The following is a 14,833-nucleotide window of genomic DNA, read 5'->3' on the forward strand; positions in this document are numbered from 1 at the left end:
AGACAATCGTATAATAATACCTTATCTTACAGCTGATTGCAATGCATTTCTAAACCGTACAAAGCAGAAAAGCCAGCTGAAAAATATTTTCTGGGCCTGGCAACCAATTGCAAATTCACTGCGTGATGAGAGCGCAAAACCTGACAGAGTGAGCGACACAACAAGCAAAGAGGTAGAAGCACTGCTTCGTGGTTGTCTGAAACAAGAACGCGGAGCCCAGGAAAAGCTGTACAAGCAATTCTACGGCTACGCCATGAGCATTTGCGCCCGCTACTCCAAGGATTCGGAAGAGGCCAGGGATGTGCTCAACGATGGGTTTCTGAAAGTATTTACCAAGCTCGAGCTGTACGACTTTCACAAGCCTTTTAAGTTGTGGCTTCGGCGCATTATGATCAATACCGCGCTGGACAATTACCGCCACAACCTGAAACACTACCACCTGGCCGACCTGGAAACGGCTGCCCCTGCCCTCGACGCGTTTGATGTGCAGCAGCAGTTTAACTATGAGTTCCTCATCAGTTTGGTGCAGCAGCTTTCACCGGGCTACCGGGCAGTTTTTAATTTGTATGTGATCGACGGGTACACCCATGAGGAAATTGCGGAAACACTCGGAATTGCGGCCGGCACTTCCAAATCGAATCTGGCCAAGGCAAGGGCACATTTAAGAGACGCATTAAAAAAAAGCAGCGTAGATGAACGCAAACTATATGTCTGACGAAGAGCTCGACGACTTGTTCAGGAAGGCTGCTGATAACACACAGCCCCCCTTCGATCCGGAAGCCTGGGCAGCCATGAACCGGAAGCTCGACGAGGTGCAACCGCCGCCGCCGAAGGGATACAAGCGCCTGTTGCTGTTGCTGGCTGCGCTGCTTATCCCGACGCTGGCCATACTTTACCTGACCGACACGCCAAAGCAGCAAGATAAAACCAGCAGTATAAGAAAAGAAGTACAGGCTTTAACCATACCGCGCGCGGGAAAGAATCCGCAACAATACAAAGCCCGGCCCGCCACAAAACCGGCAACCGCGATAAGGAAGGAGCCTACTACCTCTGGCAACGCTGCTTCCGGGAAAACAATCCCGGGAGCGGTGTTATCAGAAAGGCCAAAGCAAACACGGCCTATACATACAGAAAGTATAAACACCGGACATGCCCCTTATACCGGGGCCATACCTGTAGCGGCAGCCTTAGTACCCGATGGCCGGCAGGAGAACAATGTTCCGGCTATAATGGAGATGCTTTCCACGCGGTTTCCGGGCGTCGAAAAAAATATAACAGCAGCTTTGGCGGCGCAACATGATAGCGTTCCGGTGCCCCACCTAACTGCCGTTATACCTGCGGCTGCTCCGGATAAAGTAGCTGAAAAAGACATCAGCCAGGAGCGTGTTTTTGGGCGTGCGCTGCAGATCGCACTGGTGGTTGCCCCGGATTTTACGACGGTAAAGTTCCGCAACCCCGAGGCTGTCAGCGCCAATGCAGGCATCAGCATCAGCCTGCCGCTGACCCGCAAACTCAGCCTGGTATCGGGCGCTATCTGGGCGCACAAAGTATATGCCGCTGCCCCAAAAGATTATGCCCCCATGCCTGATTTCTGGAAGGGGAAAGTGCTGCCCAACACCATCGATGCCCGTTGCCAGGTGCTGGATATTCCGCTCAACTTGCAATGGCAGTTGCTGGCCCGGGGCAAAAGCGCACTGGCCTTGCAGGCGGGGCTTTCAAGCTACCTGATGCTGCGCGAAAAGTATACGTACCAGTATGGCAGCTCGGGATATGGAGCTTATTACAAGACCCGCGAGGTAGCAAACCAGAACTACCACTGGTTTGGCGTTCAGAACCTGTCGGTGAGCTACAGCCATGCGTTGTCGCCTGCCTTCTCGGTGGGAGTAGAACCGTTTGTAAAGATACCGCTCACCAGCATTGGCGCCGGAAAAGTTAGCCTCACCAGCGCCGGAGTTTTCCTGAGCGCCGGCTATCGGTTTGCGCTGAAAAAGTAACACCGCCCTTTTATACTTCTATAACACAGCATGACCGAGGGTCATAAGCGATCGCTATGCCCTTGCCTTCGCTTTGCTGAATCAATACATAGCTTACCCTGGATCACCTGAAAGAACCTATAAACTCTCACTTAAAGTATAACAAAATGGCACGTTTAACTTTAGCAACAGGTATAATCGTCGCGGTGCTGGGCGCTACGCTCGCAGCCTGTACCAGCGACAACGCAGAAGACTCCGATCCGCAACCCAAGCCACAGCCGCAGCCACAGCAGTGCGACACCAGCAACGTAACCTTCTCGGCTACCCTGACGCCCATCTTTAAAGCCAACTGCTACAGCTGCCACAGCACGGCCATTGCCACACATGGTGTGGTGCTGGATACCTATGCAGGCGTGAAGCGGCAGGTAGATGACGGCAAGCTGCTCGGGGTCATTACGCATGCGCCGGGTTATCCGCCTATGCCGCAGGGCGGCGCAAAACTGTCGGATTGTACTATTGCGAAAATCAAAAAGTGGGTAGATGATGGCGCGCCGAATAACTAGGTATAGTCCCGTCCGGCACCTGCAAGGCTTGTTGCTGGTGCTCTGCCTGCTCTGCCTTGCCGGTCGCGCGCAGGCGCAGGACCGGTATTCCACCAAAACGGGTCATATCGCCTTTTTCTCGGAGGCTCCGCTGGAGAATATTGCTGCGCATAACGAGCAGGTGGTTTCTTTGATCGATACCCGGACCGGCGACATTGCTTTTTCAGTGAATATGAAAGGCTTCCAGTTCCGGAAATCGCTCATGCAGCACCACTTCAACGAAAACTATGTGGAGTCAGACAAATACCCGAAAGCAACGTTCAAGGGCAGGATCACCAACTTCCGGGCCGTTAACCTGACGCAGGACAACAGCTACAACGTGCAGGTAACCGGCGTGCTGATGCTGCATGGCGTGGAGAAGGAAATTACAACGCAGGCCACGCTGCAGGTGCAGGGTAACAAGCTACTGGGCAAATCCACGTTCTCGGTTTCGCCACAGGATTTTAACATCGAGATCCCGCTGCTAGTGCGTGAGCACATTGCCAAGCGCATCGATATTACCGTGGATATGCTTTATGAACCCTACAAGGCAAAATGACCATGTATAAAAAATACGTTTTCCTCATCCTTTCCCTGTTGCTTGGGCTGGCGCTGCGAGCACAGGCGCAGGATGACTTGCTCGCGCTGGCCCAGGCGCAGGACAGTCTCAAAGCGGACCAGGTAGCCAGTACGTTCAAAGGCACGCGCCTGGTAAACGGCCATACAGTTGAAACCGAAGGCAAAGGCGAGCTTCTTTTTTTGATCTCCCACCGCTTCGGTACGCTGAACAGTGGGTCCTATAACTTTTTCGGGCTGGACCAGGCTACCATCCGCCTGGGGCTGGAGTATGGTTTGACCGACCAGCTGACAGTGGGCATCGGGCGCAGCTCCCTGGAAAAAACCTACGATGGTTTCCTTAAATTCCGGCTGCTGCAGCAAAAGGCACCCGGTGGCGGCATGCCCCTTTCACTGACCCTGTTTACCAGCACAGCCATCAGAACCCTGAAAGGGCAAACAGCCGATACTCCCGACCCCTTCACCTCCAGGCTTACCTATACGCACCAGCTCCTGATGGCCCGCAGGTTTAATGAGAAATTCTCGCTGCAGCTTGCGCCTACGCTGGTGCACCGCAACCTGGTAGCTACCCGGGCGGAGGAGAATAATGTATACGCGCTGGGTGCCGGGGGCCGCTATAAGCTGACCAAACATACCTCCTTCAACGCCGAGTACTATTACCTGCTGCCCGGCCCGACAGCCGACAATTTCCGCAACACGCTCTCTTTGGGCTTTGATGTAGAGACCGGCGGCCACGTGTTTCAGCTCATCTTTACCAATGCGCAGGGGATGATCGAAAAACTCTTCATTCCGCAGACCACCGGATCCTGGTCGAACGGCGACATTTACTTTGGCTTTAATATTTCACGGAGCTTTAGCCTGGGCGGTAAGAAAAGCTGGGAAAAAACGCCTTGAAATAACCTTATACTCGCCTACGGAACGATCACCAGCTTGCCGCGGGTGTGCAGCGAATGGGCCTGTTCCAGCGCCTGGGCAGTTTCCTCCAGCGGAAAGGTTTGGCTGACGTGCACCTGCAGCTTGCCTGCTTCGGCCAACTGGCATAGAGCTTCTAACTGGCGAGCGTTCGGCTCCACAAATACATAGGTAAATTGGATCTTGGGGTCTAGTCCCTCGCCATGGTGAAGTATGGAGACCAGTTTGCCGGATGGCTTCAGGGCCTGCAGGCTTTGGGTGAGCGTTTCGCCGCTGGTGCAGTCAAAGATCAGGTCCACGCCGTCCGGGAAGAGCTTTTTTACAGCCTCTCCTACCTGGTTGTCCCGGTAATCGATGGTATGGTCGGCGCCCAGTTCCTGCATGTACGCGTGGTTCTTTTCGCTGGCCACACCGGCCACCTGGGCGCCTTTTGCTTTTGCCAGCTGGATGGCCATACTTCCCACACCGCCCGAAGCACCAAGTATCAGCACCGTTTGCCCGGCTTGCAGGTTCCCCGCATCAAACATCGACTGGTAGGCTGTGAGCCCGACCAGCGGAATGCCGGCTGCCTCCTCCCAGCTTATACTTTGTGGCCGCTTTGCCAGGTAGCTTTCGGGCAGCACAATATACTCGGCAAACGTGCCGTAATGCACCACCGGCCGCCGGGCATAGGCATATACTTCATCGCCCACCTCAAATCGTCTGGCGCTAAAGCCCCGGTCTTCCACCACGCCGGCCATATCCCAACCAGGTATAACCGGGAAGCTAGTGGGCAGATAATCCTTTAAATAACCTTCCCGCACAGCATGATCGACCGGGTTTACGCCGGCTCCTTTGATGCGCACCAGCACCTCTCCTTCCTGTATTTCGGGCACATCTATCGTAGCCAGGCGGATAGTGTCGGGGCCGCCAAACTGATCGTATAAAGCTGCTTTCATTTGCTTTGCCATAAGGTTCTGGGTTTAAATTATTCGGTAAGCGCCGTACTTGCCGGCGCTCCTATACTTACCCTCATGCAGTTCAAATGGTTCTGATGCAACTGCCCGTGGCCGCTAAGCGCATGATTCCGATCCGGTTGCGGATTGCAGCGGGCAGCATAGGTATTTTCCATACTTAGCCCAGCCAGAGCGGCTGTTTTGCGCATGAATAGTTTTGCATATCTTTGGCTTAAACTTCCAGGCACCTACATGCAACCGGAGCACCAGACAAGCTATAAGTATGTGATCGTATCGCCCTGTTTTAACGAGAACAGTACGGTCATTGCGTTCCTCAACAGCCTGGATCAGACCCTGAAAAGCAGCCCGCACCAATTCCTGGTAGTAGTGGTCGACGATGGCTCGACCGATAACACGCTGGCTTTATTGCAGCAATACCGCTTCACCACGCCCTATATCGCACTAAAGGTGCTGCCTTTGCGCTTTAATGTGGGCCACCAGAAAGCTATTTACCAGGGCCTGCTGTATGCCCGGCGTTTCCAGGCCGGTCGTTATATCGTGATGGATGCCGACGGCGAAGACGACCCGCGCGCCCTGCTGGAGCTGACCACCATACAGGATGCCGATATTGTGTTTGTGACTCGCGGAAAGCGGCAGGAAAGCCTGGGCTTTAAGCTCGGCTACTTTTTCTACCGGGTTCTGTTTGCCCTGGTCGCCAACTCGAAAGTGAACTTCGGCAATTACTCCATGATCAGCCACCGCGCACTGGAGGCCGTGCTGGGGCAGTCGTTCGTGCATTATTCCGCTTTCCTCTCGCGGCTCCGCCTCAGCCGGCGCGACATCAAGTATAACCGGCTCCGGCGGCTGGATGGTCAGTCGAAAATGAATTTCCAGAGTTTGGTGATGCACGGGCTTAAGTCGCTGATCGAGTACTCGGACAAAGTGTTGCTGTTCTTCATCAAGTTTTTTATTGTGGTGCTGCTGGGCTTGCTTGGCGTAGCCGGCTTCATACTATATGTAAAGCTCTTTACAGACAATGCCGTGCTGGGCTGGGCCAGCACACTGGGCACATCGCTTTTCAACGCCAGCCTCATCATACTGGGCATTATTGTGCTGGGCCTGCTCCTGCTCAACATCAACGATAAGAGCAAGCCCCATGAAGCCATTTTTACGGACTGATACCTTACACGCAAAAAGAGATATGGAATATATAGGCAGTGAGTTGGAGCTCTTTAGCCACGCGGTGAACTGGAAAAACTATTTTGCCCGCGCCATTACCCCCTACATTAAAGGCGATGTGCTGGAAGTGGGCGCCGGGCTGGGCGTGAACAGCCAGTTCCTGCAAAACCCGCACGTAGACTCCTGGCACTACCTGGAACCCGACGAGCGGCTCTGCAGCCAGATCGAACAGCACATGCCGCCGGCCCTGCCTCGGCATGCTATTACGTGCGGCACCATCGATGCCCTGGAGGGACTTACCTTCGACACCGTTTTGTATATTGATGTGCTGGAACATATTGCCCAGAGCAAGGAGGAACTCGAAAAGCTGCAACGCTTCGTAAAACCTGGTGGCCACCTGATCATCCTTATTCCGGCCTACAACTTCCTGTTCAGCGAGTTCGACAAATCCATTGGCCACTACCGGCGCTATAACAAACGGCTGCTGAAAAGCGAGGTGCCCGGCGGCTTTGCGCAGGTAAAACTGTTCTACCTCGATTCGCTGGGCGTGATCGCCTCTATTGCCAACAAGCTTTTGCTGCACCAGCAAAACCCTACCGCCAAACAGGTAGCGTTCTGGGACAAAGTGATCGTGCCGCTGAGCAAGTTGACGGACAAGGTCTTTTTCCACGCGTTTGGCAAGTCCCTGATCGGCATCTACAAACGAAAATAAGTATAAACAGCCTCGCTACGTTTTGAAGTTCAAGCACCTTTTCCTGCTCGTGCTGCTGCTGTCGGTGGTGTGCAATGTGGGGTATTTTCTGTTGGGCCCGGATGCCTTCGTTACCATCCACGATAACCTGGACTCCGAGCTCTCGTACCTGGCGCTGCTCAAAAATGCGGGCCAGCTGCTCACCTTCTCTGCTAACCCGGTTGTGCCCGGTGTGATGGAGGGTATTCCGCGGGCAGCTTTCCGCTCGCCCCTCAACGTGACGGTGTGGCTTTATGCTATACTTCCGCCGTTCTGGGTGTATGCCGTTAACAAGCTGCTGGTGCACCTGATTGGTTTTTTGGGCATGTACCTGCTCTTGCGCTGGCAGGTGCTGCGGGGGCACCGGTATACGGCGCTGGCCTGTGCCTTTGTCTTCAGCATGCTCTCCTATTATCACATCCAGTATGGCATTTCCATTAGCGGGCAGCCGCTGTTGCTGTGGGCGTTTTTAAGTATCCTGCGCCGGGAGCACCGGTTCTATCACTGGCTGGTGGTGGCCCTGTTCCCGTTCTACTCTTTTATGGTGGTCACGCTGCCCTTTTTTCTGCCTTTTTTGGCAGCGCTGGGCGCCTGGCATAGGTATAAAACCCGGCAATGGAATTATAGCTACTGGCTGGCACTGCTGCTTTACATCGGCGTAAGTGCCTTTGCCGAATTCCCGCTGCTGTATGCCACCCTGTTTGATCCGCAGTTTGTCTCGCACCGCGAAGTATGGAATCCCTTTATTATTGCCGGTCTGCCTACGCTTGCAGGCAATATCAAAGACATGATCCTGGATACCCTGGTGACGCCCTACCATGCCGGCAGTATGCTGACGTTGCCGGTGCTGGCAGCATTGGCCCTCTGCGTAAGCATAAAACACCGGATAACGGCGCTGCAAGGCGTGCTGCTGGCAAGTATAGCGGCCATTGTGCTGTGGGCGAGCCTGAATGACTGGCTGGTGCTGGCGCTGATGGACAAGGTAAAGCTCATCAAGATGCTCAATATCGACCGCTTCAACTTCCTGCTGCCCATGCTCTGGGTCCTGTTGCTGGCCACCAGCCTGGCTGCGCTGAACAGAACTAGGCGTTGGCAAAAAGTATGCGGCGGCAGTTTGCTCGTGCTGGTGCTGCTGGGTGCCGGTATTTACGACAAGGAACTGCGCAACAACGTGCAGCTGCTGGCTGGCCACCCGATAAAGAAACCTACCTTTGCGCAGTTTTATGCCCCGGAACTCTTTGCCCAACTAAAACAAACCATCGGTCAGCCTACAAACAAGTATAAAGTCGTGACGGTGGGCACCTATCCGAATATCGCCCTTTTTAACGGGCTGCAGACCCTGGATGGCTACCAGAATAATTACCCGCTGCCCTATAAGTATAAATTCCGGAAGATCATCGCCCCGGAACTGGCCAAGTCCACCGCGCTTCGCAACTACTTTGATTACTGGGGAAGCCGCTGCTACGTTTTTTCAACAGAGCTGGACCAGGGAAAGCTGTACCCGAAGCAAGATAAGACAGTTATCCGAAATTTGGCGATCGATACGGGTGCGCTAAAATCCCTGGGTGGTGAGTTCCTGATCTCGGCCGTACCCATCGCTCATGCGGCCCACCTGCAACTGCTAAAAACTTTTGTAAGCCCCCGCTCCTTCTGGAAACTATACCTCTACCAGGTGCGCTAAGCGCCGCCTGCCGCCCTCCTTTATACATCCGGCATACCTGTCATCCGCTCTGGTAGTCAGCTTATACTTCCGACAGTGTAGTTTCCGGGCGCTCCGGGCGGGATAACTGCTAATCAGAATTCGGGCAGCGCCAAATAGCCATACGCCCGGTTTTCCTCGTATTCCTTATTTAAACCTATGGAGTATGATGACACGATATAAAGGGACAGAGCAGAACCCGGATGTAGTTTTGATCGGCGCAGGCATTATGAGCGCCACGCTCGGGGTCTTATTAAAGGAGCTTCAGCCCGACCTGACAATAGAAATTTATGAACGCCTGGATGTGGTGGCTGCCGAAAGCACAGACGCCTGGAATAACGCCGGCACCGGCCACTCGGCCTTCTGCGAGCTCAACTATACCCCTGAGCGGCCGGATGGCTCCATCGATATTTCCAAAGCCATCAAGATTGCGGATTCCTTTGAGGTTTCGCGGCAGTTCTGGGCCTACCTGGTGCAGCAGGGCTATGTGGCCTCGCCTCACTCTTTTATCAACACGATTCCGCACCTGAGCTTTGTCTGGGGCCCGGAAAATGTGGAATTCTTACGCAAAAGGCACGAAGCGCTTACGCAGAACCCGCTGTTTGAAGGCATGACCTTTACCACCGACAAGACCCAGCTGCAGGAATGGATTCCGCTGATGATGGCCGGCCGGGACACCTCAGAGCAGTTGGCCGCCACGTGTATGAAGCTGGGAACCGACGTGAACTTTGGCTGCTTGACCCGTAATTTGTTTGATCGCTTACAGAAGATGGAAGGCGTTACGCTGCACCTGAACCACGAGGTGCGCAAACTGCGCCAGCAGCCGGATGCCAGCTGGCAGGTGAAGGTAAAAGATATTACGACAGGCGATAAACGCAAGATCAAGGCCAGGTTCGTCTTTATAGGCGCCGGCGGTGGCTCTTTGCCCCTGCTGCTGAAAACCGGCATTCCGGAGGGCAAAGGCTTTGGCGGTTTCCCGGTGAGCGGCCAATGGCTTGTGTGCCAGAACCCGGCGGTGATCGATCAGCACAATGCCAAAGTATACGGCAAGGCTTCGGTGGGTTCGCCGCCCATGTCGGTGCCCCACCTGGATACCCGCATCATCAGCGGCAAGAAAGCGCTGCTGTTTGGCCCCTATGCCGGCTTCTCGACCAAATTTCTGAAAAGAGGCTCTTTCATGGACCTGCCCCTGTCGATCAAGATCAACAACATCAAGCCCATGATTGAGGCGGGCCTGGATAACCTGCAGCTCACCAAATACCTGATCGACCAGGTGCGGCAGTCAACTGACGAGCGTATGGATGCGCTGCGCGCTTTTGTACCCGATGCCCTGGAGGCAGACTGGAAACTGGAAACAGCCGGCCAGCGCGTGCAGATCATCAAGCAGGACCCGGAAGAAGGCGGCATTTTGGAGTTTGGCACCGAGGTCGTCAGCTCTGCTGATGGAACCGTTTCCGCTTTGCTGGGCGCTTCGCCGGGGGCTTCCACGGCCGTTTCCATTATGCTGGGGCTGTTAAAGCGGTGTTTTGCAGAACAGTATTCGTCTGCGGCCTGGCAGGAAAAACTAAAGCAGATGATCCCCTCTTTCGGGCAGTCGCTGGCCGATGATGCGCAGCTTTGCAACGAGATACGGGCCTATACCAGCGAGGTGCTGGGGCTGGAATACTATAAGATGGAAAAGCAGTAACCCTGGCCGCGCTATAGCAAAACGGCCCCTGCTAAAGTATAGCAGGGGCCGTTTTGCTCTGTGGCAAGTATAACACTCTCAGTTAAAGCGGTCTTGCCAGCCTTGAAATAAAAGCCTGCATATGCGCATAATGCGAGCCTTTCCAGTAGACCTGCTGACAGGACGAGCATTGGAAAAACTCCTCGAAGTATAACTTTGTTTTAGGAGGAAGCTGGTCTGCGATGCGTTCTTTTGCCACCTGCTCGATCAGCCCGTTGCAAGCCAGGCACCGCGCAAAGGGCCTGAATGCTGGTGCCAGGTTAAAATAAGAAATGACTTCTGTTAGTTGCTCCTGCAGGTGCTGCGAGCGCAGCCAGTAGCCCCATGTAATGTTTTTTTGTTTCAGCAGGCCCACATCCCGCGTCAGCACAATGCGGTTTTGCTCGGAGGCAAGTTGCGCGATAGCCTGATCGGAGTAGTCGTTTTCATAGCAAGTATCAAAGCCCAGCAACCGCAATGCCCGGGCCAACTTGCCCAGGTGCACATCCAGCACAAAGGCAGTTGTGGGCGGGCGGCTGGCCCGCAGCGACCAGCTTTCGGGCAGGTTATAAGAAGAACCGGCAGGATATACTTCCACCCAATCGCAGGCGGCAAGCGGGTGCAGCAAAGGCACCGGCGCGCCATTTACCAGGAGCACGTTTACCTCGGGGTGCGGCACGCCCTGCGCTTCGATGGCATCCTTTACGGCTGGCAATCCGGTAAAGGCATAGCTTTGCCAACTCCCTTTTTTGGAGCGGGACAGAAAATCCTGCAATGGGCCATGAAAAAAGAAGCTTGCCGTATGGTGCATCCGGTATACTTGCCTGTTTATACTTGTTACGGATTTTGGAACAATAATCACGTTTGATCAGGAAGGCACCCGGTCCAGGGCGCTGATCTCTGCTTTATAGGCCGGCGGCAAAATGATCGCTTTCAGCAGCCATTCCAGCCGCAGCCTTCGGCTTAGTTTGTACACCCGGAGCACAGGGCCCAGGTACGAAAAGCGCCCGAAACCCAGCAGTTGTTTTACCCGGGCAGGCACGACCAGCGCCTGCGCCTGCAGCAGCAAGTGATACCTGACCAGACCCAGGTGCTTGCGGTACTGCCGGTACAGGTCCGTAGTATAGCCACTTTCGGCCAGGTTCTCCTGCAGGTGCTGCTGCCGCTGTTGTACCCAGGCTGGCCAGGTAGCCGGCAGTCCTTTGATGCCCATGCGGGTGCCCACGCGGATGAACACCGTAAAAACTTCTGCCTTTTCTGCCTCGGTCAGTTTTCGCTCCAGCAGCTCAAATGAGCGGATGGAATAATCGATGAGCATAAAAAGCACGTCGCGGTAGGCCCAGTCCGGGATGGCCATGCCGCGGCCGGCCTCCACCCCGGCGTGAATTTTAGCCATTTGATCAATGGCACGATGGGCGTCATCCAATCCCGAAAAAACGATCCGGCGGGCATAGCCGACCGTAGAAAAAAGCCGCCCTAGCGGATCGGCGGGCAGGCGCCCGGTAAAGTATAACCAGTCAACCGCCTTGTTGAGGGCAAATTCAGCAGCAGCGCCGGCAAAGATGAAGAGGATCGTATCGGCCTTTCCCCAGATCTGGCGTACAACGGAGCCTTTGTTCACAAAAAATTCCATACCTGGTAAACATGTTTTATGCCCGAAACGTGCAGCACACCGTGCGCCGCCACCATGGCAGTATACCTTTACTTTTGCATTTACGGGCACTTTGCTGGTTAAGAATCCGCGCTGTCCGGAATCATACGCGGCCTGCGGCTGTTGCTACCCATATCATTTTCAGATGTATACGCGCCCTTGGGCTAACTTCTATTTGCTGATTTTTTCGGAAGAATGACAATAAAGCCATACTTTAAAAGTTATTGGAGAAGGCTTGCCCTGTAAACCCACGATTTAGCGCAGCCTTTTGGCTAATCTGAACTGTTTTTACTATTTTACAAAAGTGAATTTCAAACTTTAATTTCAAAACCATGAAGGCACTCTTTCTACCCCTGTTCCTTGTGTTATTTTCCACCGCCGTGATGGCACAAGGCACACCGAAGGAAGGTTCACCTGCCGCTACGGCTTTATCCAACCAGTTCAACAAACTTAAAAGCAACTCTAACTCCTACCAGGAAAATAACCGGGAGTATAAAGTGGTGAATGTGGAAGCGCTTAATGCGTTCTGGACGAATGTACAGGCAACGCTGGCCGAACGCGAAAAGAAATTGCTCAATGCCAGCAAAGACACCCGCGAAGAACTTGCCCAGGCCCAGGCCACCATTGCGCAACAGAAAAAACAACTGCAGGCCCTGCGTGCGGATAATGTGAAGAAAGACCAGGAAGTGCAGAAAAGCGCCAGCGCCATTGCCAACATTTCGGTGCTTGGGCTTGACATGCCAAAGCAGTTCTACGTGATCCTGACGGGCATCATTATTATAGCGCTGCTGGTTGTGCTGGCTGTGGTGATGGCCGTATACCGCAAAAGCAAGATCGTGACCGACGAAAAGCAGCGGGCTTACAACGAAATGGAGGCTGAACTGAATGAAAGCAAAAAGAACGCCCGCGAAAAAGAGCTGAAGCTAAAAAGAGACCTGCAGACAGAAATGAATCGGGTAGAAGAACTGAACAAAGAGATCGCTTCCCTGCAACGCCAGCACCATTAGGCCAGCCCGTTCGGAAGTATAAGTATAACTAAAAAGCCGGCGCCGCTTTGCCAACAGGTAAAGCGGCGCCGGCTTTTTAGTTCAGGCAAGATGCGGTCGTAGCTCGAATTTCAGCTTTTACCGGCTGCGCCGGAAATACCGTACACCGGGGTATACTTGCTCCAACTGTTTTTTTCTTACTTTTAGGGCTGCTTTTGCGGACGCACCGGAAAGCAGGTAAACCTCTCAACGGCACACGTATGAATTCTTACTTTGAACTGAAGAAAAACGGCACTTCCTTCCAGACGGAGCTCATTGCCGGCATCTCTTCTTTCCTGGCTACTTCTTACATCATAGTGGTCAACCCCAACATTTTGAGCCAGGCGGGCATGCCTTTTGCCGGCGTGCTGACCGCAACCGTACTGGTGTGCTTTTTCAGTAGTGTGATGATGGGGCTTTATGCCAAAAACCCGATCCTGGTAGCGCCGGGCATGGGCCTCAATGCTTTTTTCACGTTTTCGGCGGTGCTGGGCATGAAAGTGCCCTGGCAGGTAGCACTGGGGGCGGTTTTCTGGTCGGGCATTGTCTTCCTGCTGCTTTCGGTCTTTAACATCCGGACCTATATTGTAAAAGCTATTCCGCGGCCTTTGCGATACGCCATTGCAGCAGGTATCGGGCTTTTTATCACCCTCATCGGCTTTGCCAATGCCAAATTCATTGTGGCAAATCCGGCAACCATCATCGGCGTGAGCCCGCTTACGCCTACCCTGCTTACCTTTTTAGCCGGCCTCCTGCTCACGGCCGTACTAGTGGTGCGGCAGGTAAAAGGCGGCATTCTCATTGGTATTCTGTTCACCACGCTGCTTTCTTACCCGCTTGGGCGCTGGTGGGCAACGGAGGCCACGCCGCTCATTAACTGGCAGGGTGTGTTTGCCGCGCCGGATTTCAGCCTGCTCTTCCAGCTCGACCTCATAAATTCGCTGCAGTGGGCAGTGCTGCCGGTCATTTTCGCGTTCGTTTTCACCGATTTGTTCGATAGCCTCTCTACGCTGGTCGGGCTGGCAGAAGCCGCCAACCTGGTAGATGAGGAAGGCGAGCCCCGAAACATTAAACAAGCCTTGCTCACCGATGCGGTGGCCACCACAATGGCCGGCCTGGTAGGTTGCAGCCCTGGAACGGCCTATATCGAATCAGCTGTAGGGATAGAAGCGGGCGGCCGCACGGGGCTTACAGCCGTAGTCGGCGGCTTGCTGTTTCTGCCCTTCCTATTCCTGGCTCCCCTGCTGTCCATGGTTCCGGCTATTGCCACGGCACCGGCGTTGGTGCTGGTAGGCGTGTTTATGGTGCGGCCCGTTACCAAAATAGACTGGGCCCAGTTAGATGAAGCCATACCTGCTTTCCTGGCCATGGTCCTGATTCCCTTCACCTACTCAATTTCTCAGGGCATCATCTGGGGCTTTCTCAGCTGGACTGCCCTCAAGCTTATATCCGGGAAGAAATCAGAAATCAGCCTGGCCCTCTGGATCATTGATATTTTCTGTATTCTGGCCCTGGTGCTGGCTTAAGTATACTTCTGCTACCCGGCTGGTTCAGCTGCGGTAGCTGGTTTATCGCGATCATCACCTAAAAGCCGCTCTCTAAATAAGGGAGCGGTTTTTTTATGCGCTTTTCTTTCCTCCTCCAGTTGTGCGAAATGTCTCATATAGTACGTCTCATTTAACCGGGAGGCAAATGGCTTTTTTCAGGCGTTGTAGGCTCAAGTCAGCATTTTACCTGCTTACACTTTTAACGAATTAACAATCTGTTTTGTATACATTTATCAATGTTTGCTAAATTTTATTTTATTTTTTTCAATATTTATGCTTTTTTGTTGATAATTTAATTTATTATTTAAAACCCAAAAGCC

15 protein-coding genes are annotated in these 14,833 nt (G+C 53.6%); 11 read left to right on the forward strand and 4 right to left on the reverse strand.

What is annotated here, in order from left to right:
• Positions 1-148: 148 nt before the first annotated feature.
• From LWL52_RS11285 to LWL52_RS11305, 5 genes are all read left to right on the forward strand, one after another.
• The gene (locus LWL52_RS11285; RefSeq protein ID WP_242919860.1) at positions 149-715 is read left to right on the forward strand and encodes an RNA polymerase sigma factor; all 567 of its coding nucleotides are present in this window, start codon (positions 149-151) and stop codon (positions 713-715) included.
• Entirely contained in the window at positions 693-1,994 is a 1,302-nt protein-coding gene (locus tag LWL52_RS11290; RefSeq protein ID WP_242919862.1) for a hypothetical protein, read from the forward strand. The genes LWL52_RS11285 and LWL52_RS11290 overlap by 23 nt, the downstream gene beginning before the upstream one ends.
• A gap of 146 nt (positions 1,995-2,140) precedes the next feature.
• Positions 2,141-2,536 carry a hypothetical protein gene (locus LWL52_RS11295; protein WP_242919864.1) on the forward strand — a complete coding sequence of 132 codons (396 nt, stop codon included), beginning with the start codon at positions 2,141-2,143 and terminating at the stop codon, positions 2,534-2,536.
• The gene (locus LWL52_RS11300) at positions 2,514-3,113 is read left to right on the forward strand and encodes a YceI family protein (protein ID WP_242919866.1); all 600 of its coding nucleotides are present in this window, start codon (positions 2,514-2,516) and stop codon (positions 3,111-3,113) included. The genes LWL52_RS11295 and LWL52_RS11300 overlap by 23 nt, the downstream gene beginning before the upstream one ends.
• Before the next feature lie 2 nt (positions 3,114-3,115).
• Positions 3,116-4,024, forward strand: coding sequence for a DUF5777 family beta-barrel protein (locus LWL52_RS11305; RefSeq protein ID WP_242919869.1), 909 nt, complete (start codon positions 3,116-3,118; stop codon positions 4,022-4,024).
• A 17-nt stretch (positions 4,025-4,041) separates the two neighbouring features.
• On the opposite strand, the gene LWL52_RS11310 is transcribed toward LWL52_RS11305, so the two are convergent.
• Positions 4,042-4,992, reverse strand: a complete 951-nt coding sequence (locus tag LWL52_RS11310; protein ID WP_242919871.1) for an NADP-dependent oxidoreductase — start codon at positions 4,990-4,992, stop codon at positions 4,042-4,044.
• A 17-nt stretch (positions 4,993-5,009) separates the two neighbouring features.
• A complete protein-coding gene (locus tag LWL52_RS11315; RefSeq protein ID WP_242919873.1) occupies positions 5,010-5,186 on the reverse strand; it encodes a hypothetical protein in 177 nt (58 codons plus the stop codon).
• 43 nt (positions 5,187-5,229) lie between these two features.
• Here LWL52_RS11315 and LWL52_RS11320 point away from each other — a divergent pair, with 43 nt between their 5' ends.
• The 4 genes from LWL52_RS11320 to LWL52_RS11335 all read left to right on the forward strand — a co-directional run bounded on the left by LWL52_RS11320 (position 5,230) and on the right by LWL52_RS11335 (position 10,272).
• Positions 5,230-6,156: a glycosyltransferase gene (locus tag LWL52_RS11320; RefSeq protein ID WP_242919875.1), complete on the forward strand. Its 927-nt coding sequence runs from the start codon at positions 5,230-5,232 to the stop codon at positions 6,154-6,156.
• 22 nt (positions 6,157-6,178) lie between these two features.
• Complete coding sequence (locus LWL52_RS11325; protein ID WP_242919877.1) at positions 6,179-6,868, forward strand: class I SAM-dependent methyltransferase; 690 nt, start codon at positions 6,179-6,181, stop codon at positions 6,866-6,868.
• Between the two features lie 22 nt (positions 6,869-6,890).
• The gene (locus LWL52_RS11330) at positions 6,891-8,567 is read left to right on the forward strand and encodes a DUF6044 family protein (RefSeq protein WP_242919879.1); all 1,677 of its coding nucleotides are present in this window, start codon (positions 6,891-6,893) and stop codon (positions 8,565-8,567) included.
• A 160-nt stretch (positions 8,568-8,727) separates the two neighbouring features.
• Positions 8,728-10,272 (forward strand): malate:quinone oxidoreductase, encoded by a 1,545-nt coding sequence (locus LWL52_RS11335; RefSeq protein WP_367615711.1) that lies wholly within the window; start codon positions 8,728-8,730, stop codon positions 10,270-10,272.
• Positions 10,273-10,354: 82 nt separating this feature from the next.
• On the opposite strand, the gene LWL52_RS11340 is transcribed toward LWL52_RS11335, so the two are convergent.
• On the reverse strand, positions 10,355-11,152 hold the full coding sequence (locus tag LWL52_RS11340) for a Mut7-C RNAse domain-containing protein (protein ID WP_242919883.1): 798 nt from the start codon (positions 11,150-11,152) through the stop codon (positions 10,355-10,357).
• Between the two features lie 6 nt (positions 11,153-11,158).
• The gene (locus LWL52_RS11345) at positions 11,159-11,923 is read right to left on the reverse strand and encodes an oxygenase MpaB family protein (protein WP_242919885.1); all 765 of its coding nucleotides are present in this window, start codon (positions 11,921-11,923) and stop codon (positions 11,159-11,161) included.
• A 350-nt stretch (positions 11,924-12,273) separates the two neighbouring features.
• Between LWL52_RS11345 and LWL52_RS11350 the strand changes: the two genes are divergently transcribed.
• Both LWL52_RS11350 and LWL52_RS11355 read left to right on the forward strand, forming a co-directional pair.
• Positions 12,274-12,948, forward strand: a complete 675-nt coding sequence (locus LWL52_RS11350; protein WP_242919887.1) for a hypothetical protein — start codon at positions 12,274-12,276, stop codon at positions 12,946-12,948.
• Positions 12,949-13,187: 239 nt separating this feature from the next.
• Positions 13,188-14,492 (forward strand): NCS2 family permease, encoded by a 1,305-nt coding sequence (locus LWL52_RS11355; RefSeq protein ID WP_242919889.1) that lies wholly within the window; start codon positions 13,188-13,190, stop codon positions 14,490-14,492.
• The last annotated feature ends 341 nt before the right edge of the window (positions 14,493-14,833 follow it).

The sequence above is a fragment of the Pontibacter liquoris genome, assembly GCF_022758235.1.
Lineage (GTDB): Bacteria > Bacteroidota > Bacteroidia > Cytophagales > Hymenobacteraceae > Pontibacter > Pontibacter liquoris.